Annotated in this window: 28 protein-coding genes and 6 pseudogenes; 27 read left to right on the forward strand and 7 right to left on the reverse strand. The window is 68.8% G+C overall.

Annotation, left to right across the window (positions count from 1 at the left end):
* A partial coding sequence (locus tag UG55_RS29285; RefSeq protein ID WP_066074003.1) for a hypothetical protein occupies positions 1-1,292 on the forward strand: 1,292 nt, incomplete at its 5' end.
* Between the two features lie 11 nt (positions 1,293-1,303).
* Here UG55_RS29285 and UG55_RS45780 read toward each other — a convergent pair.
* Together UG55_RS45780 and UG55_RS25115 are read right to left on the reverse strand one after the other, a co-directional pair.
* A pseudogene (locus tag UG55_RS45780) lies at positions 1,304-1,395 on the reverse strand (alpha/beta hydrolase); the annotation flags it as partial.
* A 1-nt stretch (position 1,396) separates the two neighbouring features.
* Positions 1,397-2,079: pseudogene (locus UG55_RS25115) on the reverse strand (alpha/beta hydrolase); the annotation flags it as partial.
* 505 nt (positions 2,080-2,584) lie between these two features.
* Here UG55_RS25115 and UG55_RS43720 point away from each other — a divergent pair.
* From UG55_RS43720 to UG55_RS25225, 23 genes and pseudogenes are all read left to right on the forward strand, one after another.
* The coding region (locus UG55_RS43720; RefSeq protein WP_396231017.1) for a radical SAM protein at positions 2,585-3,008 on the forward strand (424 nt) is incomplete at its 3' end.
* Position 3,009: 1 nt separating this feature from the next.
* Positions 3,010-3,625: pseudogene (locus UG55_RS43725) on the forward strand (radical SAM protein); the annotation flags it as partial.
* Positions 3,618-4,307 carry a hypothetical protein gene (locus UG55_RS25125; RefSeq protein ID WP_066074009.1) on the forward strand — a complete coding sequence of 230 codons (690 nt, stop codon included), beginning with the start codon at positions 3,618-3,620 and terminating at the stop codon, positions 4,305-4,307. The pseudogene UG55_RS43725 and the gene UG55_RS25125, both read left to right, overlap by 8 nt.
* 99 nt (positions 4,308-4,406) lie before the next feature.
* Positions 4,407-4,466, forward strand: a 60-nt coding sequence (locus UG55_RS45785) for a hypothetical protein (RefSeq protein WP_255360536.1), incomplete at its 3' end; no start/stop codon positions are given.
* A gap of 1 nt (position 4,467) precedes the next feature.
* Positions 4,468-5,021, forward strand: a pseudogene (locus tag UG55_RS25130) (thymidylate kinase); the annotation flags it as partial.
* Positions 5,022-5,074: 53 nt separating this feature from the next.
* On the forward strand, positions 5,075-5,291 hold a 217-nt coding region (locus tag UG55_RS43730; protein ID WP_242425096.1), incomplete at its 3' end, for an NUDIX domain-containing protein.
* Position 5,292: 1 nt separating this feature from the next.
* A pseudogene (locus tag UG55_RS43735) lies at positions 5,293-5,494 on the forward strand (hypothetical protein); the annotation flags it as partial.
* Positions 5,495-6,176: 682 nt separating this feature from the next.
* Positions 6,177-7,553, forward strand: a pseudogene (locus tag UG55_RS25140) (B12-binding domain-containing radical SAM protein); the annotation flags it as partial.
* A 1,144-nt stretch (positions 7,554-8,697) separates the two neighbouring features.
* Entirely contained in the window at positions 8,698-9,684 is a 987-nt protein-coding gene (locus tag UG55_RS25150; RefSeq protein ID WP_083987181.1) for an aldo/keto reductase, read from the forward strand.
* Positions 9,685-9,811: 127 nt separating this feature from the next.
* Positions 9,812-10,144, forward strand: coding sequence for a hypothetical protein (locus UG55_RS29290; protein ID WP_066074021.1), 333 nt, complete (start codon positions 9,812-9,814; stop codon positions 10,142-10,144).
* On the forward strand, positions 10,141-10,458 hold the full coding sequence (locus tag UG55_RS27920) for a single-stranded DNA-binding protein (RefSeq protein ID WP_066074023.1): 318 nt from the start codon (positions 10,141-10,143) through the stop codon (positions 10,456-10,458). Before UG55_RS29290 ends, UG55_RS27920 begins: the two co-directional genes overlap by 4 nt.
* 461 nt (positions 10,459-10,919) lie before the next feature.
* Positions 10,920-11,831: an N-6 DNA methylase gene (locus UG55_RS25170; RefSeq protein WP_066074029.1), complete on the forward strand. Its 912-nt coding sequence runs from the start codon at positions 10,920-10,922 to the stop codon at positions 11,829-11,831.
* Between the two features lie 104 nt (positions 11,832-11,935).
* On the forward strand, positions 11,936-12,442 hold the full coding sequence (locus UG55_RS25175; protein ID WP_066074032.1) for a hypothetical protein: 507 nt from the start codon (positions 11,936-11,938) through the stop codon (positions 12,440-12,442).
* 738 nt (positions 12,443-13,180) lie between these two features.
* On the forward strand, positions 13,181-14,375 hold a 1,195-nt coding region (locus UG55_RS48235), incomplete at its 3' end, for a hypothetical protein (RefSeq protein ID WP_396231016.1).
* A gap of 212 nt (positions 14,376-14,587) precedes the next feature.
* The gene (locus tag UG55_RS25190) at positions 14,588-15,004 is read left to right on the forward strand and encodes a hypothetical protein (RefSeq protein WP_066074041.1); all 417 of its coding nucleotides are present in this window, start codon (positions 14,588-14,590) and stop codon (positions 15,002-15,004) included.
* Positions 15,005-15,022: 18 nt separating this feature from the next.
* A complete protein-coding gene (locus UG55_RS25195; RefSeq protein ID WP_066074043.1) occupies positions 15,023-15,343 on the forward strand; it encodes a hypothetical protein in 321 nt (106 codons plus the stop codon).
* Positions 15,344-15,410: 67 nt separating this feature from the next.
* Positions 15,411-15,602, forward strand: coding sequence for a DUF3846 domain-containing protein (locus tag UG55_RS25200; protein ID WP_128423177.1), 192 nt, complete (start codon positions 15,411-15,413; stop codon positions 15,600-15,602).
* A gap of 35 nt (positions 15,603-15,637) precedes the next feature.
* Positions 15,638-15,985, forward strand: coding sequence for a hypothetical protein (locus UG55_RS25205; protein WP_066074049.1), 348 nt, complete (start codon positions 15,638-15,640; stop codon positions 15,983-15,985).
* A gap of 322 nt (positions 15,986-16,307) precedes the next feature.
* Positions 16,308-16,823, forward strand: a complete 516-nt coding sequence (locus UG55_RS25210; RefSeq protein WP_066074052.1) for a transcriptional regulator — start codon at positions 16,308-16,310, stop codon at positions 16,821-16,823.
* A gap of 307 nt (positions 16,824-17,130) precedes the next feature.
* The gene (locus UG55_RS25215; protein ID WP_066074055.1) at positions 17,131-17,406 is read left to right on the forward strand and encodes a hypothetical protein; all 276 of its coding nucleotides are present in this window, start codon (positions 17,131-17,133) and stop codon (positions 17,404-17,406) included.
* A 13-nt stretch (positions 17,407-17,419) separates the two neighbouring features.
* Positions 17,420-17,587, forward strand: coding sequence for a hypothetical protein (locus tag UG55_RS29295; protein ID WP_157901561.1), 168 nt, complete (start codon positions 17,420-17,422; stop codon positions 17,585-17,587).
* A 133-nt stretch (positions 17,588-17,720) separates the two neighbouring features.
* Positions 17,721-18,281 (forward strand): hypothetical protein, encoded by a 561-nt coding sequence (locus UG55_RS25220; RefSeq protein ID WP_066074058.1) that lies wholly within the window; start codon positions 17,721-17,723, stop codon positions 18,279-18,281.
* 66 nt (positions 18,282-18,347) lie between these two features.
* The gene (locus UG55_RS25225) at positions 18,348-18,830 is read left to right on the forward strand and encodes a hypothetical protein (RefSeq protein ID WP_066074060.1); all 483 of its coding nucleotides are present in this window, start codon (positions 18,348-18,350) and stop codon (positions 18,828-18,830) included.
* Between the two features lie 72 nt (positions 18,831-18,902).
* Here the strand turns inward: UG55_RS25225 and UG55_RS25230 are convergent, their stop codons facing one another.
* Positions 18,903-19,718, reverse strand: a complete 816-nt coding sequence (locus UG55_RS25230; protein ID WP_066074071.1) for an NYN domain-containing protein — start codon at positions 19,716-19,718, stop codon at positions 18,903-18,905.
* A 545-nt stretch (positions 19,719-20,263) separates the two neighbouring features.
* Here UG55_RS25230 and UG55_RS28890 point away from each other — a divergent pair.
* The gene (locus UG55_RS28890) at positions 20,264-20,617 is read left to right on the forward strand and encodes a helix-turn-helix transcriptional regulator (protein WP_199865259.1); all 354 of its coding nucleotides are present in this window, start codon (positions 20,264-20,266) and stop codon (positions 20,615-20,617) included.
* A gap of 54 nt (positions 20,618-20,671) precedes the next feature.
* Here the strand turns inward: UG55_RS28890 and UG55_RS25240 are convergent, their stop codons facing one another.
* Both UG55_RS25240 and UG55_RS29300 read right to left on the reverse strand, forming a co-directional pair.
* Positions 20,672-20,950: a hypothetical protein gene (locus UG55_RS25240; RefSeq protein WP_199865260.1), complete on the reverse strand. Its 279-nt coding sequence runs from the start codon at positions 20,948-20,950 to the stop codon at positions 20,672-20,674.
* Positions 20,951-21,205: 255 nt separating this feature from the next.
* On the reverse strand, positions 21,206-21,349 hold the full coding sequence (locus UG55_RS29300) for a hypothetical protein (protein WP_157901562.1): 144 nt from the start codon (positions 21,347-21,349) through the stop codon (positions 21,206-21,208).
* A gap of 505 nt (positions 21,350-21,854) precedes the next feature.
* On the opposite strand from UG55_RS29300, the gene UG55_RS48240 reads away from it, so the two are divergent.
* A partial coding sequence (locus UG55_RS48240) for a zinc-ribbon domain-containing protein (protein ID WP_396231018.1) occupies positions 21,855-22,278 on the forward strand: 424 nt, incomplete at its 3' end.
* A gap of 452 nt (positions 22,279-22,730) precedes the next feature.
* On the forward strand, positions 22,731-23,435 hold the full coding sequence (locus tag UG55_RS48245; protein ID WP_396231019.1) for a zinc-ribbon domain-containing protein: 705 nt from the start codon (positions 22,731-22,733) through the stop codon (positions 23,433-23,435).
* Between the two features lie 278 nt (positions 23,436-23,713).
* Here the strand turns inward: UG55_RS48245 and UG55_RS30430 are convergent.
* The coding region (locus UG55_RS30430) for a hypothetical protein (protein ID WP_206779432.1) at positions 23,714-24,205 on the reverse strand (492 nt) is incomplete at its 5' end.
* Between the two features lie 772 nt (positions 24,206-24,977).
* On the reverse strand, positions 24,978-25,469 hold a 492-nt coding region (locus UG55_RS25245), incomplete at its 5' end, for a C40 family peptidase (RefSeq protein ID WP_131799261.1).
* Positions 25,470-26,313 lie beyond the last annotated feature (844 nt).

Genomic DNA, 26,313 nt, shown 5'->3' on the forward strand with positions numbered 1-26,313 from the left:
AGCTCCTCGCCCTGCTCGCCGAGGTCTACGACACCAGCGTCCACAACCTGATCGACCTCGACGACCGCGAACACCTCACCCCCGCCGACACCCTCCTCATCAGCCGCATCGATCGCACCGGGCCCGGCGAGAACCGCGATCTGTCTCTACCCGTTGCGCCGCCCAGCGCTGGGCATCCTCAGCAGCCGAGCCCCTTGGCCGAGCGCGGCGAGATCCCGTCGCATCTCGGGACGCCATGGCCGGCGATCGGGGCTGGGGCATCGGTAGTCGGCGGGGGCACGGCGACGCCGATACCCTCCTCCGTGGGCGTCGGCGGGGGGCCTGCGGTGGCGTTCGCTGAAGGTCTTTCGGGCGTTTTCCACAGCAGCGATCCTGTCGGTTATCTTCGCGACCAGATCCGGGCCTGCGCGGGTGCCGACGGCGCACAAGGCCCGGCCGCCGCGCTCCCGACCATGCTGGGCACGATCTCGGCGATCGAGGATGCCATGCGGCGAGAACCGCTCGGGCACCGACGCGAGCTGCTCGGTCTCGGCGCGCGGGCCGCGGAGTTCGTCGGCTGGCTCTACCGGGACGCCGGTCTCCTCCCTGCGGCGTCCTATTGGCAGGACCGCGGCGAGCAGTGGGCACAGGAGGCCGGGGACCTGCCGTTGCAGGGATACATCCTGTTGAAGAAGAGCCAGCTGGCGTGGGACGAACGTGACGGGGCGCGCATGCTGACCCTGGCCCAGGCCGTCCAGGACGGGCCGTGGACCCTGCCGGCCTCGGTGCGGTCGGAAGCCGCGCAGCAGGAAGCCCGCGGTCACGCCCTGACGACCCGAGATCTCGTCGCCGTCGAACGTAAGCTGAATGAGGCGCGTGACCTGCTCGCGGCCAGCGTGCGCGAGCAGGGCGAGCAGGACATGTCGCAGCACTACAGTTCGGCTCTGCTGATGCTCCAGACGGCGCTGTGCTACGCGGCTGCTGGGCAGCCCGACCGGGCCTTGGCGATCTTCCAGCGGGAACTGAGACCCGCGGCGTTCTCGCTGCGGGACTATGGCTACTTCCGCGCGCTGATGGCGGGTGTTCTGGCAGACCTCGGTGAGCCGGACGAAGCCGCGAGCGTCGGCGCGCAGGCGTTGAGCATCGGCCGGATCACGGGTTCCGTGCGCACGTGGACCGAGGTCAGTCGCGCGGTGCATGCGCTCACGCCGTGGGTAGCACGGCCGTCGGTGCGCGAGCTGAAAGACGCTATGGTGACGGCCGCTCTTCCGCTGGCAGCTGCTCACAGGCCCAGTCCGCCACTGTTCGGATGACGGACGCCTGNCAGATCTGGGTCTGGGGGTCGGCGTAGGTCGGGTCGTCGTGGACAGCGATGCCGTGCTGTGCCCCGTCTATCGTGACCAGGCGGGCCTCGCCNCCGAACCGGCCGACGGCCGCCCGTGAGCTGTCCACGGGGATGAAGGTGTCCTTCGTGCCGTGCACGATCAGCGTCGGCGCGGTGACAGCGCCGAGTTCGCGGTCCGGGCGCAGGTAGAAGACCTCGTTGAGCAGCGGCCGGCCGAGCCGGAACGTCGGCGAGTGCTCCAGGTATCCGTCCTCCGCGAGACGCCGCCCGGCTTCCTCGTCGATCTGGTCGTCCTGCCAGTAGGGCTTCTGGTCGATGAACCTGTTCTTGTAGTCCAGGAGAGGATTGAAAAGCACCAGGCCGCGAACCTGCTCGGGATGGCGGGCAGCGAAAAGCGCGGATATCCCGCCGCCGAAACTGGCACCCACCAGCACCACCGCATCCTTACCTGCCGCCCTCGCGGCATGCGAGGTAGCGGCCCGGATGTCGCCGAGTATCCCGGCGATCGTGAGGTCTTCCATCCGCCCCTGGCTCTCGCCGTGCGCCCGGAAGTCGAACCGGAGCGACGCGACTCCAGCCTCGGCCAGCCCGTGCGCGAGGCGAGTGAAGAAGCCACCCTCCTCGCGGGTCACACCCCCGCCATGCACCAGCACCGCGATCCCCAACGGGGTGCGCGACGGCCGCAGCAAGTTCCCTGCCAGCAGCAGTCCGTCGGGACTGCGGAACATCACGGCCTGTTCGAGATCTTGGGTCATCTCACTCCTTGAGCCGCCATCCTGGCTCTGCCCCGCCAGCCGCCGAACGCCTGCCCGCGCTCGACCATCATGATCCCGTGGATGTCCAAGCGTCCTCCACGCGCGTCGCCGCGAGCAACACCATCACATCACGGTTGCCTGTCGCCTCGTATGGCTGCGAGCAGTGGCCAGCGGCGCGCGTCCCAGCCGTGAGGCGGCGGTCCCGCGCGGGCCGCACACCCTGCAACCGACAGCGTGGATCGCCGTGCCGGGAAGCACTACAAGCTCCCACGAAGACGCGAACGGATCACCGCTGCCAAGCCGAAGATAAGGGCTCGCGGTCTTACTTTCGGGCAGGTCAGCGGCCACGCAGACCCCGAATCAGATGTTCGCTCTGTAGGGAATGACCGTCGTGTGGATCGCTTGGGACGCTGGAGGTGTTCAGCGACGGCGTGGCAGCTCGCCGTCACGAAGGGTGGCGGTCAGCTTGGCGGTCGCCGTACGCGCCTACGTCGAGAAGGACCTGATGATCGCATATTCCCCGTCCGTGCCTGCGGCTGCTCCCACGGCGCGGTCCGCCAGCGACGAGGCGTCCCGCCGCGCCGATGAACCTGTGGTCTTCACTGACGGGCACCACTTCGATCTCGCGGCGGCTCTGGACCTGGAGGCGGTCGCCTCAGCGGCGAATGGTCCGCTGTCGGTGATCCTTCAGGTGACGAAGCGGTGCAATTTTGACTGCTCGTTCTGCTCGGAGACGTTGCAGGAGCCCGACCCGACGCTGGCCGCGTTGGAGCGGGTGCGGGACAACCTGGCCGGGGTGCCGCGGGTGTTCCTGTCCGGCGGTGAGCCGCTGCTGCGCCGGGACATCGTGGACGTCGTCGACATGTTCGCCGGCACGGTGATCGGCCTGCCGACCAACGCGACGCGCGGCCTCCAGCACGCGCGTGACCNGGCCGGCAAGGTCGCGTTCGTCAACGTCGGGCTGGAAGGGCCTCGGGCGACGACGAACCGGGTCCGCGGGGACTACGACAAGGTCATGGAAGGGGTGCGGGCGTTCCAGGACGCGGAGCTGGAGCTGTCGCTGTCGGCGGTCGTCTACCGCTCGACGCTGATGGCGCTGCCGTTCACGCTCCAGATCGCCGACGTGCTCGACGCCGGGAAACTCAAGCTGATCCTCCCGCTGCGCAAGGGCAACGCGCTCGACCTCAGTGACAACGAGTTCATCAGCCTGGAGGAGGCCACGGCGACATTCGACCGGCTGGCCGAACTGCGCACGGCGCACGACTGGCGGCCGGCGCTGCGGCTGACCGCCTGGACCCCGGACACCGAAGGCCACATGATCGTGGTCAGCCCGCGGGGGCTGGCGAGTGCCTGGCCGGTCTACGGCGCCCCCGACCTGCTGGAACCGCTGGGCAACCTGCTCGACGAGCCGATCGGCCAGATCTGGGCGCGGTACCGGTTCAAGCGCAACCACTACGCCAAGTACCTGGGTCGCTCGATCCACACGGTCAGCCGCTCCGGCCGACCCCCGGCGGCCCGCCGTTCGTTGCGGATCGCGCATGCGTGAGGCGACCAACCTGAGCTGGACCGACACCCCGTTCGGCGGCGCACGGCGGCCGTTCGCCAACCGGACCCCCCTCCTGGCCGCCTTCTCGGTCAACGCGACAGGCCACTCCCCGGCCGCGGCTGCCGTGTACCTCCCGCTGCCACGGGCACGCTCGCTGACGGTGACCGACGCGACGGTGCGGTTCGGCTTCCACGCCATCGCCGCCGAGGAACCCACGGAAACCACTGCCGTCACGGCCTCGATTGACGCGCTGCTTGTCCAGGCCCGACGTCAGGCGACGATCCTCGCAGGTCACCGGCTCGGCGACCAACTCGCAGCCCTGACCGCCGCCGGCGTGGGACAGCCAGCACGAGGGATCACCGCCATGCGCGCCGCGTGGCACAGCCAACCCGCGGAACGAGGTCTGGCTCGCCTTCATGACACCGATAGCGGACCGGGGCCGGTCACGCTGGCGGACATCTGCGCCGGCTACAACCTCGCCCTGCCCGCCGATATCCCTTTGGCTGGGCCTGACTGGGCAACCTCACAGATCCTTCGGCAGCTCCTCATTTACGCGCTGGCGATCGCGCTGATCGCCGCGCGAAACGCAGACCGCTACCAGTGGGACGCCCTCCACCTCGACGCGGTCGTCGAGGTCACCGCCTGGGACCAGTTCACTGATCTTCCGCCGCGCCTCCCATGATCGGCGTAGGCGGCACGTCCGACTGGACCCGGCGCCCGATTCCGCGCACTGTCCCCGCCGATCGCGGCGACCAGCTGCTGGTCGCGGAAGGAGCTCGTGATGCTGCGTAACTGCCTGGTCGTCGCGGTCGAGGGCACCCACGCTTCCGGCAAGACCACCNTTACCCACGCGCTGGCCGCCTACTACCGGGAGCGCGGCGTGCATGTCGCCTGCGTGCCCGAACCGGCGCGCAACAGCCCGTTCATCGAGGAGATCGTCGTGCACGGCCGCGGCGAGTTCGACCTGGAGTGTGAGGTCGACCTGTTCGCCGCCCAGTTGTCCAGCCAGCTCCGCGTCGCCCGCCAACACACGATGATCATCTGTGACAAGACCGTCGCGAACGTGTTGGCCTACGCCTGGCTCGTCCTGCCCGGCGGCCCCGACGGGCCCCACGCCCCCGTGCTGCACGCCATGGAGACCTTCTGCCGGGCCTGGGCACACGTCTACGACGCGGTGTTCTACTGCTGCGACAAATTCGACCAGCGCCAGATTGGCGACCCCTACCGGTCGAAGGTCCTCGACATCCAACCCGCCGCCGACCGGGTCGTGCGCAGTATCTGCGCCACCGTGGGACAGCGGATCTACGACATCCCGCCGAACATGTCCACCAACCAACGGGTCGGCTGGATCGCCGAGCAGCTCACCGCACTCGGCCTCGACCCGACCGCCCAATGACCTGCGTCGCTGGGAGACTGTCCGCCATGGCGTATACCAGTGTCATCGACGTCATGCTCCTGCTCGTCCGAGACGACACCGTTCTGCTGGCTTTGCGGTCCGGCACCGGTTTTGCGGACAACTGGTGGAACTGTCCCTCCGGGAAGCTAGAAGATGGCGAGGATGTCGCCGCCGCGCTGTGTCGGGAGGCTCGCGAGGAGGTCGGCCTTCAGCTGGACCGCGGGTCGCTGTCGCTGGCCTCGACCGTGCACTTCCGTAACGAGCACGGCGNAGCCCGGCTCGGGCTGTTCTTCCACGCGCAGTCGTGGGAGGGCGAGCCGGTCAACACCGAGCCGCACAAGTGCGCCCGCATCGGCTGGTTCCCACTTGACGCCCTGCCGGACAACACCTACCCCTACACGCGGATAGGTGTCGAGCTGTACCGAAAGCGGCAAAACTTCGCCACCGCCGGATGGGCGCCTGCCGACGTCTGATAGCACGTCACGTCACGCGGCGAGGGCACCATATCCGCGGACGTATTGGACCAGACGCCAGCCTGCTTCGCAGGCTGACCGGGGTTCGCCACGGCGAACATTGCCTGACCGGGCTCGACGTGAAGAAGACGGTGCGGCCGAAGTTCTGAGGGCAGCCAGCCCTATCTGTGCAGGTGGCAGCCCCGCACTGCGGCGAACTACTTGTTCGCGTCGCAGGGAATGACCATCCTGTTCGATGTCGCGGACAGTGACAGGTGCTACACGCACACCGCCGATGCGGCCCAGTCCGAGGCCATCCGTACGGCGGTGGGGCACCGTCCGTCCGGAAGGCATCGCCGTGGAGCATCCCCCTGAGTCCCTCGCCCGTCTGGTCACCGCCGTACGCCTCGCCGGCGCCAATCCGGCTGCCGGCCCACCCGATCACCGTGAGCTGCTGCTCGATCCACTCGCGCTTCGCAGCTGGGTGGAGCAGCAGTACACCGGTGAGGTGAGGCGGGTCCGGGTCGCGGGCGCGCTCGATCGCCGTCTGGTCTTCGTCGAGCGGCGGGAGGGCCGTTGGGTGGTCGCGGACCTGTCGGGTCAACCGCACGGTTCACGGGCCTGGCCGGCGTGGGCCCGGGACACGGTGGTGCTCGACGAGCCGGGGTCCTGGCTGTCGCTGGCAGACGTGGACGAACCGGGCGTGAATCGGTTGTCGCGGCCCGGCGTGCTGCTGGCCGCGCTGTATCACCCGGAGACGTTCCCGCTGCCGAGGTTTCCGCTGGGGATCAGCACGGTGGCGCGGGCGGCCCGCGAGACACTGCTGGGCACGGTGTCCCTGGCTGACATGCAACTCGGGCTCACCCTTGACGGCCTGGTCACCCGTGTCGAGGCAGACCGGCCGGATCTTGTCGGGGTGTCGGCGACGTTCGGCCAGTACGACCTGCTGGTCCAGCTGTTGGAATCGGTCTACGCCCAGGACGATCCGCCGCTGGTCGTCGTCGGCGGCAGCCTCACCGCCCGGGTCGAACGGGTCCTGCTGGGCCGGTTCCCGTCGTTGCTGGTCGCCAGGGCGGGCGGGGAGGCCACGATCAGCGCGCTGCTGGCGTACTGGCACGGCGACCGCAGCCTCGACGAGGTTCCCGGCCTGGGATATGTGGGGGCACCACGTGGGGGTGGGCTGGCCGTTGGGCGGCGGCGGACCGCGAAGCCTGTCACCCGGGACGTGACGGCCGACGTCGTTCCCGAGCTCGACCTGCTGCCGGCGACGTTCGACCGTCACGGTGTCGCGCAGCTGGAGACCAGTCGGGGCTGCACCAGCTACTGCTCGTTCTGCCCCCGCGATCACAAGGGTAGCTGGGCGGGGGCCGGCGCGGGCCGGTTGCCGTGGCTGCTGGGCGAGTTGGCAGCGGTCTTCGACCGCCATCCGCAGGTGTCGCGGACGTTGTACCTGGTCGACGAGGAGTTCCTCGGCCGCGGCCCCGACGCCGCCAGCAGGGTGTTGGAGCTGGCCAGTCTGCTGCACGAGGCGGGGTTCGGCTGGGAGTCCAGCTGCCGCGTCGACCAGGTCGTCGATCCCAACCGCGGCCTCGACTGGCACGTCGAACGCGCCGAGATGTGGCGGACACTGGTCGCCCGGGGCCTGCGGCGGATGCTGTTCGGCGTCGAGTCCGGCGTCGAACAGCATCCTCGGCCGGTTCGCGAAGGACACCACGGGCGAACAGAACCTGCTGGCGGTGCGGACCCTGTCCGCGCTCGGCGTGCCAACCCGGTTCACCTACATCACCTTCGACCCGCTGATGACCCTCGACGAGCTGAAGGCCACCCACGCGTTCCAGGGCCGCACCGACCTGCTCCTGACCCCGCACCCCGATCTTTCCGCCGCCGAGGTCGTGCGCGGGGTCCGGGACGCCCAGTTCGTCGCGGCGACGGGCACGGGCCAGCCGTTCTACCGGGGGATCTCCTACCTGTTGGTCAGCATGGAATGCCTGATCGGCGCCGCCTACACCCGCCGGGTCCAGCACGCCGGCCTTGCCGGGGTGATCACGCCTTCGATGGGCCGGGTCGAGGCGCGCTACGCNGACTGGCGGATCGGGGTCGCCGCCGGCTGGGCGCAGCGCTGGGTCGACCGGCACTTCGCCCTTGACTACACATTCAAATCGCTGGAGAAGGTCCTCGACGGCGACCCGCGCCGCCAGGTACGCGAGGCCCGCGGCGTGCTCAAGGACGCCAGCTACCAGCTACTCGGCGACTTGATCGCCGAGGTCGACGCCCACCCGCCGCACCATGATCCGACAGCTGAGGCGGTCGTGGGTGTGCGAATCTGGCAGCGGGTCGAGAAGCGTCTCGCGCTGCTACGGGGCGTCCTCGCCGCCACTGTGAACGACCTGCTGCCCGTGCTCGGCCGCGAGCACGCAGCCCTGCTCGCCGCCGAGCACCAGCGGTGGTCCGCGGTCACCAGCTGGACGCTGATCAATGCGGCGGACTCCTGTGCCAGCTGACCCGCAGGCCCGCAACCGCTCAGGCGCCGGACTTCTCCGGGATCGGCACCCAGTTGAACTCCGGGCAGAACCGGGCGTAGGTCACCAGCTTCCACGCCGCGTAGTCCTCCAGCCGGCCGGTCTGGCGCAGCNGGTGCTTGACCCAGGTGTGGCACACCCGCTCGTCGTGGCTCATCGCGGTGTCGATCTGGTCGAGCATCCGGCAGGCGACCGCGAAGTCGTCCACCGTCAGCGCGCTCAGGTCGATCTCGACGTCATCCACGGTGAAGGCGAACACCAGCCGGGTCGTGGAGAAGCTGGTGTTGCGCTCGCCAAGGAAGCGGGCGCTCCCGTCGAGCGTGGCCATCAGCTCCGCACGGCGTTCCACGGGGTAGCCGATGCCCAGGTCCAGATCCGAGGTCTCCAGGTTCAACCGGGTGCCGAACGAACCGACGTCCCGCGGCCGATGGCCGGTCCAGCGCTCGATGAGTTCCGACGCCCTCGTCCNCACCGCGTGCAGCCGCTCGTCGTGGGCGCGCATCGCCGTGTAGAACGCCTCGGCACGGCCGTATTCGGCGTCGGGGAAGTCGCTACGGTCGGCCCATCCCTTCGTCCTGATCGCGTCCAGGTCCAGCAGGGTGGTGGGGTCCGGAGTCGTCATGCCGGTGACCCTAACGTCACAGCGAGCAGCGCCCGCGCACAGGCCGATCCCAGAGATAGTTCGCGGACAACGAGGGGAATGCGATGACGGGCACGAGTCTTCTGAGCGCCCGGACGCTCGCAGGCGGGCTGACGGTCCACCCGATCGGCGTCGGCTGCTGGGCCATCGGCGGCCCCGACCACAACCTCGGCCTGCCCATGGGCTGGTCCACCGCCAACGACCACGCCTCCCGCGCCGGGCTCGAACTCGCCTACACCCTGGGCGCGAACCTGTTCGACACCGCCGACGTCTACGGCCACGGCCACTCCGAACGCCTCCTCGGCCAGCTCGTCGCCCAGGTCGACCGGGACAGCGTCGTGCTGTCGTCCAAGGTCGGCTACTTCGCCGGCACCGCCGACCACGCCTACCTGCCCACCGCGATGCGCCGCCAGCTGGAGACCAGCCTGGAGAACCTGCGTACCGACCGGCTCGACATCTACTTCTTCCACACCAGCGAGTTCGGCCCCGACGACCGCTACCTCGACGACGCCATCGTCCAGATGCGCGACTTCCAACGCCAGGGCCTGGTGCGCTGCGTCGGCATGCGCGGCCCGCACCGCTACGCCCCCCACCGGCTCACCCAGCCGCGAAACAACCGGCCGGACAAGCACGCCCGGTTCCGGACTCTGTTCGACCGCATCCGCCCCGACTACCTCGCCGTCCGCCACAACCCGCTGACCCCACCCCCGCCCGCCGGCCAGCCGGACATCTTCACCCTCGCCGCCGACCACCACACCAGCATCCTGATCAACAAGCCGCTCGGCCAGGGCCTGCTCACCGGCAAATACGACCCGCGCCGCCCACCCCACTTCGATGACGGGGATCACCGGCAACGCAAACGCTGGTACACCCCCGACGCCCTCACGCTCGTCGACCGCAGGCTCGCGCCCCTGCGTGAACGGTTCGGCTCCACGACCCAAGACCTGGCCAGGGTGGCGCTGACCTACAGCCTTCAGCGCGCTGACAACGCGGCCGTGCTCGTCGGCTTCACCACCCCCGACCAGGTCCGCGAGAACCTCACCGCCCTTTAGGTCCAGGTGTCGATCTCCTGGGTCAGCCGGTCGCGCAAGGACAGCAAGCTGATTGTCCAGGCCGCAGCCCAGGCCCAGCACGCCGCCGACCACATCCTTGGCACCACGTTCGCCGAGGACGGCTGACATGCGGACCGTCGACCGGCACACCGGCGTCGCGATCGACCTGCCCGACCCGCTTCCCGCCGGCTGGGCTGTCGTCGACCACGGCGAGGGGTTCGAGGTCCTGCGCAAGACCAGCCCGACCACCACCGTCGAGATCAACTTCACGGTGGGGGCAAGCGGCGAGGAGCCCGACGACGAGGACGACGACTACGGCCCGGCCGACCTTGGCGTCTGGTTCTACCTGATCGTCGACGGCGGCCGGCACGTCCCCGACGCCCGGTCCGAGGGCTGGGACACGGACCTGTCCGACCTGCTCACCTACACCGATCGGACGATCTTCGGGGAGGTGCGGTGAGCAGCGCGGCGCTGTGCGGCCGGCTGGCCGACGACCCGGTCACCGTCACCGACCAGCACGGCGCTACCTCCGTCCGCTTCACCCTCGTCCACGTCCCACGGATCTACAGCCGGTCCGAGGATCGGTGGATCAACGGCGAGACCATCACCATGCCAGTCCTCACCCACGGGCTGCTCGCCGAACAGGCCGCCCGGACGCTGCACGCCGCCAGCCAGGTCATGGTCATCGGCGAGCTGCGGTCCTACGACGGGACAACGGCGATCCTCGCCAGCGACCTCGGCATGCCGCTGTCCGCCGTGCCATCTCCCCGGTAGTCCGCCGGGCCGACGCATCGCCGGACGGGTGTCTCGCGGCCAGCCCGACCGCCGGGGTGCGCCGTCCCGTCGCGCGGCGCCCACGTCCGCCTCTCCTCGGGAGGTTCCCCATGTCTCGCGTCATCNCACCCCGCTTCGAGCTGGAGCTGTACCCGGCTGGCGACGACAAGCGGTGGATCGTCGCTGACCTGCTCAAGCCTTCCCTGCGACTGATGCTGCGCATCGAGGGTCCCTACACGGCCGAATACGCCGCCATCCGGATGCGCACCCTCGTGCCCCGCGAGGTCGCCGAAACGCTGCTGACGCTGGCGGGCACGGCGATGACCACCGGCCGGGCCACCCCCGTCCACCACCTCACCCGCCGCCCCACCTGACCACACCTCCCCGCCTGCGAGCGCCCCCGCCACACCCCGGTGGCGGGGGCGCTCACGTGTCTTTCCACCCTGTGAAAGGAGATCGCGATGGGCGCATCCCCACGCCCCGTCCGGGCCACCGGCCCCGCCCGCCCACGACCTGTCACGCCGGCCGGCGCGCTCGCGCAGGCCCATCGGATCGCCGAGGCCATCGACCAGGCATGGCACACCGCCGCCGTCAGCGACCGGATCGAGATCCCGCTGTCGGTCGTCGCGGCCCTCGCGGTGCGCACCCCCGACGACGCCGACGAACGCGCCTGGGTCGCCACCCAGCTGACCGACACCGACGAGACCGGGCTGCTCGGGTTTCTGCGCGCGACCTGGCAGCTGTTCGCCCACGTCCGTCCCGACCTGTTTCCTCGGGTCTTCCTGCTGGCCGCGCCGTGGTTCACCGACCCCGCCCCCGACCGCGACCTGCTGCGCGCCGTGCGCCGCGTCGTGGACGCGGCGCTGCGGGCCGGGCTGCACGAGCTGCTGGATGCGGCCCGCTACGACGTCGACCTGTTCGGCCCGCTGCTGACGGTGCTCCGCACTCGCGGCGCCCGCGCGGCCCGCGGCCAGTACTACACCCCACCCGACGTCGCCGACCTGCTGGCCCGGTTCGACGGCGGCATGCCGCAGGCCGGCGAGCAGGTGTTCGAGCCCACCGCCGGCACCGGTGGGCTGCTACGCGCCGCCGCGCGGGCGATCCGTGAGGCCGGCGGTGACCCGCGCACCATCCGCTGGGTCGCGGTCGATGTTGACGAGCTCGCGCTCGCCGCCCTCGCCGTCAACGTGATCATCTGGGATCTCGGGCCGCACGTTCTGATCGGTCACGGCGACGTCCTGGCCGACGACTGGCAGGACCGCGCCCTCGGCGAACGCGCCGAAACCGTCGCCATCGCCGGCCGCGTCCAGCAGGCCACACGTGCGCTCGCGCTCCTGCGCCGCCTCGACCGAACAGACAGCGACCTGCCCTGACCCGCACCGCGCGGCGGTCTACACCGTGCGGCTGGTCGGCCTGCCATCCCACCCGCTATCAAATTTTGTTTCCCCAAGAAGGTGCCCTGATGGGTATTAACATTGTGACGTTCGGGCGACGCCCGGACGATCCGCCGACGGTGCTATGGCGGGTCCACGACGAGATGCATCCTGCGGTCACGGTGCTGTCAGGACGGTTCGAGAACATCTCCGCCCTGAAAGCCCCATACATGATCGAAAACGATCTGCGGCGGCTCCTCGTGGCCGACCACCCGGACGTCTGGGAAAAGACCGGCGAATACAGGCAGGCGATCCGTCCGCCCGCCACACCGCCCTGCGGCCGGCTGCACTGCACCACCGCGACACGACACACCCACCGGGTCTACAAGCCCGGGGACGTCGTAGCCCTGACTCGGGGAGACCCCCAGGATTCTCCAGCGGCGTGGCCTTTCCCCGTCTGGGCGGTCGTCTGCGAACACGCCGAGGACGACGGCGACCGCGTCGGCATCTGCGTCGACATCGGCATGAACGGTCATCGTCATGTCGTCGGCCCGCAGGAGATCCGCAGGCTGCGCGCGGACGAGATGGTCATCGCCCCGTCGACCCGGTGACGTCAGCGCCGTGCGGACNGCCCGTCCGTATCCGCAGTGTTCCCCTCGCCCGCATTCGTGATCTCCAGGCCGTGCCGGTTCGCCCTGTTCCGGTTTCTCGACCGGAACAGGCGGCGACCTTTTCTGCCCTTTTTCCCGGCCGGGTTTCGCGCCCGCAACGCCGTGATTGGACCCCTGCCATGCCCGCAGACCCGCAGGTGTCGGTCCACCGTCCNTGGCCCGACACCATCCACGTCACCGTCCGCCCCGCCGCGGACAGCGCCGCCCTCGCCGCGGCCCTCGCCGACCTGCCCGACGGCGCCTTCTACATCGATCACCACGGCGACCCCACCCACGTCACCCTGATCTTCCGCGTGCCCCCGGACCCACCGGCCGTGGTGATCCCGCCGGTCGGCTGGACCCCCGCCACGAACGGCCACCGACCCGCCGACACCCCCGCCACCCAGGCCGTCGACACCGTCACCGCCGGGCTGCTGCTCGGCGCCTACGACCGCGACATCGTCCACCCGCCGATCGACCGCACCCGGCCGACCGTGCTCACCATCGTGCGCCTCGTCCGCGTCCGCGCCGACGCCCTGAGCCGACCGGTACCACCCAACGCCTGACCACCGCCCGCAACGCCTGACCACAGCCCTCGCCGCCCCGCCCGCGACAACCCCACCCCGGGGGATGGCGACGCGGGCCACCGTCGCCGCGCCTACCGCGGCGATGTCTCCGACAGTCTGGAAGGTGATATCCATGTCCGCCTCGGCCGCGCCGCTGCTCGACGGCGGCCTGGTCGTGCACGCCGCGCGTGGGCAGCTCGCCGATGCCCTCGCGCTCGTCGCGCACGCGATCCCGACGAGCACGTACCGCCGACACCTGTCCGGCGTGCTGCTGACCGGCGAGGACGACGGAACCTTCATTGTCTCGGCGTATGACGACACGCTGGCGCTGTCGGTGCGGCTGCCAGACGTCGCGCTCGCGCCGGGGCGGCTCGTCTGCGACCACCGCGAACTGACCCGCCTGCTGCGCGCGGTCGCCACCGGGGACAAGCGCCGCGACGCCGCCGCCCTGCCGGTCACCCTGGAAGGGGCGGACCCGGCGACGCCGACGCTGTCGGCTGCCGGGTTCACCGTCCCGGTCACCGCGAGCCACCCAGCCGACTATCCGCCGCTGCCGTCCCCGCCGCCTGCCCGCCTGGCCGTGGACGGCGGCGCGCTGTCGGCCGCGCTCGCACGGGTGACACCCGCCCTCGGCCGCGACGACCTGCTGCCGATCCTGACCGGCGTCAACCTGCGCCACGAGCCTGGCGGGCTGCTACGACTGGCCACGACTGATCGTTACCGGCTCGCAGTCGCCGCGATCGGAACCGTCGGCGACCTCGATGCCCCGCTGCCCGAGGTGACGATCCCCGGCACCGTCCACAAGATCGCGGCCCGGTGGGTCGGCGGGCAGGTCCGTATCGGCGTCGGCCTGTCGGCCGCGGGCGGGGCGCAGCCCGACCTGGTGTCGCTCATCGGCGGGGACCTCACCGTCGTCGCGCGCACCATCAGCGGGACGTTTCCGTCCTACCAGCGGCTCCTGCCCCAGGAGACCGCCTGCACCGTGGTCGTCGACCGGGCACGGCTGCATGCCCAGGTCCGCCGGGTCGCCGCGCTGCTGACCGCCCGCACGACCCAGACGTGGGCCACGGTCACAGTGCACCCCGGGGCGATCGTCGTCGCTCCCTGGTTCAGCGACCGGCCGGAGCAGGTCACCGCACCCGAGATACCCGCCGAGGTCACCGGCCTCCACCCGCCGGGGCACCGGGTGTTCAAGCCGAGCTACCTGCTCGATGCGATCGACAGCTTCACCAGCCCGACGATCACCCTGTACCTGCCTGCGGACGTCGCCAAGCCGGTGCTACTCACGGCGACACCCGACGAGCTGGCCGATCCGGCGGTGTTCCGCCNTCTGGTCATGCCGATCGTCACCGCCTGATCCTCACGACCGCGACATTCCGCGCCCGTCGCCGGACCCCACGGCGCCGACCGTGCTCACCGTCGTGCGCCTCGTCCGCGTCCGCGCTCGCGCCGACGCCTTGAGCCGCCGCACCCGGCGCTCACTGGCCCCTCCCGCAAGCCGCAGCACCGCCCTCTCACCGTCCCTTCCCTGGAGGCTGTCATGCCCGATACGTCCGTCAGCTTCGGCACGGTCGAGGTGTTCGAGGCCCTCCCGCCGCACCCGATGGCCAGCTGGGAACCCGGCAACGTCCACCTCCCGCTGCGGATCAGTGCCTGCCTCGACGAGGCCGGCATCCTGCTGATCCACATCGACACCGCCGTGACCCTCGACCTCGCCGACGACGCCCCGCCGTTCGAGATCTACGTCGATGGCGGCCACGTCTACGGCGACCTGACCGAGGTCGAGCGGTCCGACTGCGCCCACCCCGACCACGGCCACCCCGTCCCCTGGCGCGTCGCCGCGGGAGGGTCCACCCCGTCCCGCGACGAGCACACGCAGCCTGCGGCATCGCGTGACCGTCAGCAACCCGCGGCGGCGAACGCGACCGAGCGGCCTGACGTCCCCGGCACGCTTTGATCATCCGGAGGGTCGCCGATGTCCACCCAGCCCGCACCGCCGTGCCCTGGCTGCGACGCGCTTCCCGGCCGCCGCCACCACCCCGACTGCGACGTCGCCCGCTGCCGCCAGACCGGGCTGCAACGCGCCGCCTGCGACCAGCCCCACGACCACGGCGACGACCCATGGACCGGCACCTACCCCGGCGACGCCGAGTGCCGGGCGTTCGGCTGGATGATGCCCGCCCCCTTCGAGGAGTTTCCCGACCTCAACCGCCTCTACGGCGAAGCCGTCTGGGACCCCCACACCGGCCAGTGGACCCGCCCCTCCACACCCACCAACCCCGGCGACCAGCACTGACCCCCTCCGGGCGAGGGACAGTGCCGCAGTCGCCTTCCCAGAAAGCCACCCGACGATGATCAAAATAGTGGTGGTGCCGGCGGACCCGTTGCTGCCGGTCCGCCTGGTCGACCATGACGAAACGAGCCTGCGCGCCGCGCAGGCCCTCGTGGGCGGACCGATCGAACCGATCGGTTTCACCCGCCCCGCCGCGACGCTCTACGTCAACCAGAACGGCAAGATCGACAGGTTGGCGCGAACGGCAGGGCTACCCTGCTGACCTGGGTCCACGTCCCGGAGCTGCGCGGCCACGACGTGATCGTCGGGGACGCCTACCTGGCCGGCCCTGTCCGTCGCGGCCTCGACACCGACACCCCCGCCGACCTCATCGCGGTCCTGACCGGCACTGGCGCCGTCCAGGTGCAGACGCGGTCCCGCGGTCGCGGGTGGACGACGCTGCCGAGCACCGTGGGCACGGTCTACGACGAGCCGTTCGACGCCTACGCCACCGCACTGCTCGCCCTCGACGACCCGGACAGCCTCGATGTCCGGGTCCATCCCCACCGGCCAGACCTGAACGCCGACGACACAGGGTCGGCAACGACGGTCAAGACCTGGCGGCAGCACCGTCAGCGATTCCGCCTCGACCGCCGTACTCGCTGACCCTCCGCGCCGGTGATCTCCTCGCAGACCTACCGGCCAGCTCGTACCGCCGGGCCTTGGCCCGTCACCAGCCCCGCCCGGGGACGCCCTCGCCCGAGTGAAGACGGCGGGTTTCTGCGCGGGCCGCATCCGACGGGTCCCGTGAGCTGTCGCTCAGCCCGCCCCGCTGGTCTCGGCCGCACGGCTGGACCAGCGCACTGATCGATCGCTGCGCGGGCGCGTGTCGCACACACCCTGCCTCGAACCCCACGGGGAAGCGCGCTTTGACCGCCGATCCCTGTGCCACTCCATGTCGCGAATCACCCATCCACTGGGAGGAAGCATGCCCACGACCAGCGAAAACCGCGCCTACGCCCGCGAGGTGGGCGCCCGACTGCGCACCATCCGCACCCAGCAGGGCCGTTCCCTCCAGCAGGTCGAAGCCCTCTCCCGCGGCCGGTGGAAGACCGCGGCGGTCGGCTCCTACGAACGCGGCGACCGCATGGTGACCGTCGAGAACCTTGCCGCCCTGGCCGCGTTCTACGGCGTCCCCGTCGCCGAGCTCCTGCCGGACACACGGCCCGACCCGCTCCCGGCGCGCACCGCCCGCGTCGTGCTCAACCTGCCCGCCCTTACCGGCGCGCCCGGCGAGGACGCCGGGCCGCTGCGGCGCTGGGTCGCCGAGATCCAGCGGGAACGTGGCGACTACGCGGGCCGGGTCCTCTCGATCCGTGACGGAGATCTGCGCACCCTCGCCATCCTCTACGACCGCACCCCCGACCAGCTGATCGACATGCTCCGGCAGTGGAAGGTGCTCGACCCCACCAGCGATGTCGGGGCCGCCTCGGAGGCCGCCTGATTCACCCACCCGGCAGGGCCATCAGGCTGGCCGGCGACGGCGCGAGCGCGATTCGTCCCACCGTGCTGCGGTGTGGCGGGCGGTCCGCCACACCGCGCTCGTCGCCGTGTGCACAAGGCACGAACGGACGCTCGACGATCTCCAACGCCGCCATGAACCGGCGGATCGCCGGGCGCCCCGGCCGGGCGGGGACGTCGGCGAGGTTTCCGGCCGTGCACCCGCTATGGCCATCCCAGGGGCCGCGAGACCGCCGATAGGGACCCTGCGTCCTTACGAATCTTGCTCTCGGGAAAGAGAGGTGTTTGCTGTGCGTGAATTCATCGCCCGCCGCGGCGCCGACGACGCATGGCTGTGCCGGTGCGACAACACCCCGGACGACGACGGTTTCGTTCCCGTCGCCGGACGCCGTGAAGTCGCGCCGACCTCGACCCGGTGGCGTGGCCACTACTGCTGTGTGCGCTGCGGCCGGATCATCCGCTGGCCGACCCGGGAGATCGTCGGCCACCTCGATCTGGTTGATCTTAGGCTACGACCCCGCGCCCCGCAGGCGCGTGGGTCAGGCTGGCTGCGCCGCGCCGCATGAAGGAAAGACAATCATGGGATACGAGCAGGACAGCCGCACGATCGACGCCGCCGTCCCGTGCGGCTCGGCGGCGGGCTATGTGTGGAGGATCGGTTCGGTCGCGAAGGTCGACGACGGCCGCCACGTCATCGACCTCGGACGGCGACACGGTGACCACCGCGACACCGTCAGAAGTCGGTGACACGCACCGGACCGGGTCCGGCCAGGCCGCGAGGGTCGCGGCCCCTGCCTAAGACAGGCCGGTACCGGCCAGACCAGACTGGAACCAGCCGGTCCCTGCCACGACACCCGACCCGACCGAAGAGGACGTCCTGGTGAACATCGAGTCCCACATCCTGCTGGACACGACCATCGGCGAACTCCAGGACGCGCTGCGCGCCGGCGACCAGCCCGCCCTCGCGGTCCTGGAGGGCCAGCCCACCCGCGAGCACAGCTTCGCCGACTACCTGCGCGACCCCGCCAAGGCCCTCCAGTACGAGCAGCAACTGGCCAGGGAGGTCGCCGGCATCGACCTCGAACGGCTGATCCTCGCTGTGCCGATGATCGTCACTCCGCGTCCGCTCGTGGGTGAGGACTCGGTACTCCTGCGCTCGCCGTTCACCGGCCCGTTGCGCGAGGACCTCGACGAGTACGACGTGATCGCCTACACGCTCTTCGACGTTGAGGAGGGCGTCACCACCGGGACGGCGCTCTACACCCGCAACCCCGACGGCACCTTTACCTTCGGCCTCGATGGTGACGAGAAGTTCACCGTGACCGTTCCGATCGGCCCGTCGCGGAAGTTTCCCGGGATGGCGCTGCTGCGCGAGATCCTCGACGAGACCCTGCACCTGCGCGCCGACCTGCGCCGAGAAGGCGACCCGGAGCAGGGCTGACATGCCCGCACCCTGCGGCCCGCTCCCAGGTTGCCCGCCCTTGCCCCAGACCCGAAGGACCCCGCCATGAACGACGACACCTGGACGCTGGTCACCGACGTCGTCGGCCGTGTCCAACGCGCGATCGGCCTCAAGGACGCGCCAGCGATCGTCATCCTCGACGGCGACCGCCGCGAGATCCTGTCCGACTACGACTACCTGCGTGACCAGGACGCCACCGTCGCCTTCGAGCAAAAGGCCGCCGAGCACGCCCGCGCGCTGAACCTGCGCCGGTTCGCCTTCGCCGTCCCCCAGGTCGTCATCGAGACCGAACCCGGCATCTACAGCGCCAGAGCGGTCTCGAACCATCCGCTGCGCCCCGGCGAGCAGGAGACCATCGCCTGGACCGCCTACGACACCACCGACGGCGCCGACTTCGGCTTCGCCCCCTACACCCGCCGCCCCAACGGACGGCCCGTCTTCGACGAGCCGGAGATCTTCGACGTGCCGATGCGCGCCGAGGCCCGCATGCCCGGAGTCCGCCTCCTGCGCCAGCTCACCGACAGCTGAGCGCGGCCGACACGCGCCCGCGCCGCGGCGCACTTCGGTCACCGATCCCTGGGCGGGTGGCGGGTCGACGCGTTAGCCGGTAGGGGTGCGGCGGCGCCGCCGGTCGCGCAGGTAGACGAGGGTCGGTTTGCCCGCGCTGTTAGTACGGCGCTCGACCTCGAACAGCTCGATCGCGACGATCAGCTCACCCAGCTTCCGGTAGCCATAGTCGCGGGGATCGAAGTCCGAGGTCCGCCGGCGGATGATGGTGGCGACCTTCGCCTGGCTGGCCCAGCCGTCATCGTCGGACGCCTCCTCGACGGCGTCACGCAGCCGGGTCACCAGCTTCGTGTCGCCGCGAAGCCGGGAGCCGGGGATGGGTAGGCGCGCGGCGGCCGTCGCGACGTCACCAGCAGCGTCGGCCGGCCGAGCGGGCAGCAGGTCGGTGGGCGCCGGTGCCGCTGGTGCCAGGTTCTCGACGTAGACGAACGTGTCGCAGGCCGCGACGAACGACCGCGGGGTCTTGCGTTCCCCGAAGCCGTAGACGATCCGGCCCGACTCCCGCAGCCGGGACGCCAACCGAGTGAAGTCGCTGTCGGAAGAGATCAAGCAGAAGCCGTCCAGCTCGCCGTTGTAGAGCAGGTCCATTGCGTCGATCACCATCGCCGCATCCGTCGCGTTCTTCCCCGAGACATGGGCGAACTGCTGAATCGGCTGGATCGAGTGGGCCAGCAACTGGTCCTTCCAACTGCGTAGATGGGTGCCGGTCCAGTCACCGTAGGCACGTTTGACGTGGGCGGTGCCGAACGTCGCGACCTCCGCGAGCACGTGCTCGACGAGCGACGCCTGCGCGTTGTCGGCGTCGATGAGCACCGCCAGCCGCGCCCGCCCCACGCTCCCGCTGTCCACCGCGACGGCAGCAGGGGCCGGTGCCCGGGGACGGCGCGGCTGCCCACCTTGGGCTGGCACGCCTCGCGGCCACGGGACCGCGAGCGCCGCCATCCCGCCGCGCAGCCACTCGTGCGCCACCCGCGCCGCGGCCAGCGGCGAAACCGCCGCCAGCAGGCCCCGCACATCGCGTCGCCCAGCACCGTCGGCGGGACTCCCGACCGTCACCCGCATCCCACCTCCCCGCACCATCAGACCAACTCCACGGTCATCAAGGATCGCCGAGCACCCGGCAACATCGCGACCCGTCCCCAGGGAATCCGGGCGCGTCACATCGGCCACCACCCATTCCCGGACGTCCGCACGCGAGGACCGACATCGCGGTCGGCGATCAGAAGGCCGCCACCACCCGAAGCCCGCGACCCGCTCGACGCCACTGTCCACACCTCAGGCAGGTCACTATGACAACCCCTCCTGACCCCCACCGCCCCCGGCCGGCCAGCGGCCGTGCAACGCACGGCGCCCGAGAAGACTGGCAGGCTGTTGCCGTCGCCCTGAACACCCGCATGGCCACCATCCGGATCACCCAGACCGACCTCGCCCGCCGCGCGAACGTCTCCGTCGCCACCCTGCGCGTCCTTCAGCGCGGCACCGGCCAGCGCCGCACGACCGACGCCACCCTCGCCGCGGTCTCCCGCGCGCTGGGCTGGCCCGACCGCTACCTCCTCCAGATCCTCCTTCAGCCACCAACAGCCGCCGTCAGCCCCGAGCCCGACCCACTGGTCCCACCCGCGGCGGGGGACCCGCCGGCCAGCGCCAGCCTGGCCGACATTCTCTCCCTCCTGCGCCGTATCGAGGACCATGTCGCGGCCATCGCCGGGCACCTGGCGACCTCGCCCCAGGCCGCGCACACCCCCTGAGCGAGTCCGCACCACGAACAAGGGTTCTGAGGCCGGTCCCAGGGACCACAAGCGTCAGTCGGGATCGTCGTGGTGAGAAAGGGTGCTGCGTGCCTGGAACTCGCCCATGGCCTCGGCGCCCGCAGCGTCAAGCTCAGCGCGCCGCCGCCGGTAGACCCCCCAAGGCACAACTGTGATCACCAGGTACACGGTGGCGACACCGGCGAGCACGGCGTCGATGATCCACGCTGCGGCCAGCAGCGCATCCCACACGTCGCTGGCCCTGCCAACGACCGCGGTGATCCCGGCTGCCACCGCGGCCACAACCAGACCGGTGGCGCCAACGATCGCCATCCTCACGAGGCGACGGCGAATATCGGCGGTGTGGTCAGGGCGATACACCCGCGGCGACACACCACCAGTGTGCCGCGTCGGGCAGTGGCGCTGCCGCCGGTGATCCCGTCACTCGGGATCGTGAAGCCGGACACGAGCCTGGCACAGCGCCGTGCTCGGCAGAGTGCCCGCCGGTGGGCCAAGGACGGGAGGGCGACCGCGTGGCGGCCCGCTCATCGCCGAGCAGGTCGGCCGCCACGCGCAGCCTTTTCGGGTCTACTCGTCCTGCTCGTTGCGGTCAGCCGCCTCCTGCGCCCGCACGTCGAAACCACTCTGCGCGGTGTCGCAGCACGGGTCACGCCCCGCTGCCTCGCTGATCCGGTCAGCCGCCTCGCGGTCCATCGGCGTCGACTTGCCCATCACGCACTCCCTGCATCCTCACGTCCCGGTGACGTCGCAGGACCGACAGACGCGCCTGCCGCGAACGGCGCGGCCCGCTCTGTGCCCGGGGATACGCCGACGCCACGGCCCGGGTCGGCCGAGCCGCCCTCTTGGCGCCGCGAGCGGGTTCCGGATCGGGCACCCATGGTCGATGAGCCCGCTAGGTTGAACGCTGCCAGTCCAGGCTAACGCGACCGCACGGACGCCGCCTGGCGACGTCTCCTCCGCTGGCGCGATCGGACGCTGCCAGCACTTCCGGGGCACCAGAGAGCGGCGCCGGGCGCTCGCGTGATGCTCGAATAGTGGTGGCCTCTGGGAGAGATGCGACCTGGCCGACGACACCAGTCAGCGCCGGCAGCATCAACGGCAGCCCGTATGACTGTCCGACACGCCGTGTTCCACACAGCTAATGATCCACCAGATTCTCCGGGCTGAGATACTCAAGAGCGTGACACGGGGTGTTACTGGAGTCGATCACGGCCGCATGGACCTCCTTAGGCAGGAGTTCGTTGCTAACCTCACCAGGCCCGAACTCTCGATTGATGAGCTACCACCTTCCAGCCAGGACGTCTGCACGTGGAGGTGCTCCAGCTGCGGACACGAATGGCCCGCTCGATTTCTCTATCGTTCGCGACGAGTGAAGCCAACCGGCTGCCCCGAGTGTTGGAGGCAAAGAAATCGAGCGCCGAAGCCTGGAGAGTCTCTCGCAGATCTTAACCCAGAGCTTGCCGCACAGTTTCGACATAATCTATCCCGTCCGGGCCGAGGCCCCACAACGCTGCGCACCCAAAGTCACGATCTCTGCGAGTGGGAATGTGACCAGGGACACCGCTGGCCGGCAATTGTAGCAAACAGAACAAATGGCCGCGGATGTTCCGACTGTACCGGCCACGGTAGATCGGCGTTCGNGTGTCGGGTAGCTACGCTAGTTGCGGCGGCGTCCGGCCTTGTTGTTGAGCTGGACCATCGGGTTCGCCTTCCGGGTCGACGAATCGATCGGTTCGATCTTTTCCTTCCCGAGCACAACCTTGCAATCGACCTCGATCCGAGGTGGACTCACAGTAGCGAAGCTAGCACTATTCGGGACACGGCGAAGACGAAGGCCGCCATTGAGGCAGGGCTCGCTATCGAAAGAGTTCGAGAGTTCGGCCTTCCACCCCTGCCCGNGAACAGCTTGATGATCCAGCAGGCAGGCCCTGGAGTCAACGCCACGGAGTGGGCCNGCGCCATAGGGCAGATACTCCAACGGCGAGGATTGCCATGGAAGGAGCTCCACACCGAGGAGACTAACGACGCTCTTCGGAAGGCCGCGCTCCTTTGGCGTGAATCCGTCCGGGGTCCCAAGGTCTCCGCCCTAGACATGGCGCCCCATCTCGCTGAAGAGTTCGTATGCAATGTTGACAATCCCGGCCGAGACCTCATTAGCATGCCGCCCGGATGCAATGACGCGTGTGCATGGCGGTGCTCAGCACCCGGCTGTGGTCACGAATGGATAGTGCCACTCTACGTACGAACCCTCAACGAACGCGGGTGCAGCAAATGCGGACATAAGAAGACAGGTGCCGACAATAGTCGGCCCGGCCCAGGAGAGTCGTTGGCCGAAGTCAATCCAGACGTTGCCTCCGACCTTGTCGAGGTAGTGAACCACGCTGGCTGGACTGCATACGACCTTCTTCCGTTCTCCAATAAATCTTGCCTGTGGCGGTGCGCGGAGTGTGATTACGAATGGCCGGCGCCAGTGAGCCGCCGCTCCAGCGGCGGCGGGTGCCCCGAGTGCGCGCGCAAGAGAAGCACGGCGGGCAGGATACGTCCGAAGCCGAATCAGTCCCTGCTCGATCGATTTCCCGAGATCGCAGCCGAGCTGATAGTAATCAAGGCTCATCCAGATTGGACGGCTAAAGATCTACGACCCAGCTCGACGATACAATGCACATGGGAATGCGGCAGGCCAGACTGTACCGAGAAGTGGGATGCCACTCCGGATCAGCGAACACGCCGCAATGGTACTGGTGCACGCTGTCCAGTTTGTTATCCAAGGCGCAAAAGACCTGCGGGGAGCCGATAGAGGCACCAGGTGGGTTCGACGAGCCTGGCAGGATTTGCTCTGGCCTGGGTCTCGGGCCGCGCNTGATCAGGAGGCCCCTGGTTAGTTCTCGCCTACTGCCGAGAGCCGTCTCTGGTGCAACGGTCCGTTCGACGCGCCCGGGTGACCGTGGGGTGACGGTTCCGGGCGCGCCGAACGGACATGAGCGCCCAGACCCCCGTCAATAGACTATCGCTGCGCCGTGGCACGCATGCAGGACGCGCTGACCATTGATCGTTCGCGATCGACCTACTGCGAGTTTACGTGGCATAATAAGTTTTCGGGCTGTTGCCATTTATGCCACGGGTGACCACGACACACTGGAGTATGTCAAAGCCATCAATGTTGAGAGTGCCGCCGAGACTTTCAACCTGCGCGGCGGTCCCATCGGGTAGTGCGAGACCGAAACGTACAATAGATCTTTGGGCTACGTCGACCTCGCCAATGGCTATCTCACCCAGAGCCGCAACGAGGAAAGGGGCTTCCAGGTCGCGAGCGCGTGAGCTTGACAGCTGGAGTTCCGGAGCCCCTTCCATCGAAATCCGATCGTCGGTCGCCGCAATCGGCGACGAATCCGACGTGACCCGAATGTGACACTTCTCCACGAGCGCGCCGAACACGGACGAGAAGCCGTCTACAGTGAAGCCACCACCGAGGAATCTTGTCGAGAGATTTTCATGCGCGAGATCTAGGTACATCCGCGTGTACCGCTCTTTTGCGTCCACCACGATCAATCGGTGCTCCTCATCTTGNGGGAGAAGCACCGGCCGGCCATTTTTCGCATGAAATATCGATGTCCGGATTTTCACATAGAGTTCGTCGAAGACTCCGTCAACGGGATCGTCACAAGCGACATCTAGGTAGCGACGGAGATCGATGATCTNGGATGCCACCCTCAATGCGCGCCTCACCCATTCACCCTCACCTTCCGGCCGACCATTCGCCNTTATCCTCACCGGCTCGATACGACTCAGGACGGACTCAAGTGCAAGGTATACGTTGCGGAACGCATCATAAAGATCATCTGTTGCCTGTGACATCCGAAAATACCTCATGCTTGCGTGCCACTCCACAGGCGGATTCAACGATGGTGGCCGAGGATTCCCATCTGCATCGCGGACTTCACCTGTAACGGGGCCAACGGTCATCGTCGCGCGTGACCCGCCCCATATCCGTACGACAGAGCCGGTTGAGTCCTCCCACCACGTCGCATGCAGTTCAAGAACATCGCTCAAGGAATTCGCGCCAGGATAACGCATCGAGATCAGGTCCAGTGCCTGATTTCCTAGTTCAGGCGCCACACTCAAGATTCGCTCGCAGGTCGACTCGTTTAGGCCGTTCACAATTACAGCGGATGATCCCGCCGTGATGCGCACCTGCGCACCGAACTCAACCTTTTCAAGTGCGTCGACCCGCGCTGGCTCGCGCAGGAAAAGTAGCGCTCCAGCTCTGCCGGAGCCGGAAACCAACGGAACGCCATTGAAGTCAGCCACCTACCGATCTTAGTACAGCACCGAATAAATCTCATTTGCCCGGCCGGGTCGCCCCGAAATAGTCGTCTCCTGTCCACCTGTACGGGGCGACGTGCACTACCTTGCCCTGTCCCGGAGCGCTGATCATCTGGCCGTTTCCGATGTAGATCGCAACGTGGTGGACGTTGGTGGCGGTGCCGTAGTAGACGAGGTCGCCGATCTGGAGTGGTTGTCCGGGTGGGACCACGGGTCCGGCTTCGTACTGGGTCTGTGCGGTGCGGGGCAGGTCGATGCCGGCGGCCTTGTAGGCGGCGCGGGTCAGGCCGGAGCAGTCCCAGCCGCCTTCGGCCGGGCCGTCTCCGCCCCACAGGTAGGGAAGGCCGACCTGTCCCTGGGCGTAGAGGACCGCGGCGTAGCCGGCGTCGGATGGCGTGGTGTCGGCGGCGAAGCCGCTGGTGGAGCTGTACTTGTCAAGCGGCCTCGGACGCTTCAGGCATACAGCGCTCGGAGCTGGGCGCTGAAGTCTCGGAACGCTTCGATCGCCNTGCCCTCAGGCTGGTGGAGCGTTCAGCCGAGGCATATCGGAAGCTGAAGCTTCGCCCACAGCGGTGCCCAGCGCATGCCCAGAGTCCCGGACGAGCGTTGCCCTGGCACGGCTGCCCGTGGCGTCGGGCTGATCTCGGGCCAGTCCGTACGCGAGTCCGACAACCACCCAAGGACATCGCCGCCCACATGCTCCTCAGGATCTCTGGGCCGTCATGACTCTGCCCTGCGGGATCCNGTCCAAGGCTGCCCGATCCTCCACCGGCAGCCAAGACCCGGATGGCCGAGCTCCTGCAACCAAGGCTGGATCAAGGTCTCCGACAACTTCCGCAGCCTACCACCGATCGGTTCCTAACGATCATCTCAACCAGACCTCTCGCCACAGAATCCACCTAGCGCGATTGCCGCTTTGCAACACGATCGCGAGGAAGGTTGATCTGTTACCTACTGCCTGTCAAATGGTGACCTAATACTCTAGAAAGATTCTAATTAATCGTATGCACGAGATCAACCGCACCTCGATGTGATCAAATGGAGTTTTTTGGCTAATTTCGAGAAAGCGAAACTCCAATGATGACAGTCCGTTATTTGGATCTCTCGACCTGCGTCGGAGCATAAAAAACGACTACGGGGCGTAGTTTTTTGTATGTTCCGGTTGACCCATGAAGGTAGGCGCGGTTAATTTTTTCTACGTTCCGCTTCTGCTTGCGACTGGGAGTTAGCATGCATCGGATCCGTGCCCGCCTCTTCGTGCCTTTCGCCGCCCCCCTACCTGTCAGCATGAGGTGAGGCAGGTTCCAGCCGTTATCTTGTGACGGGGCGGGTAGGGAGGACGACGATCGTGG

It is taken from the genome of Frankia sp. EI5c (assembly GCF_001636565.1).
GTDB lineage: Bacteria > Actinomycetota > Actinomycetes > Frankiales > Frankiaceae > Parafrankia.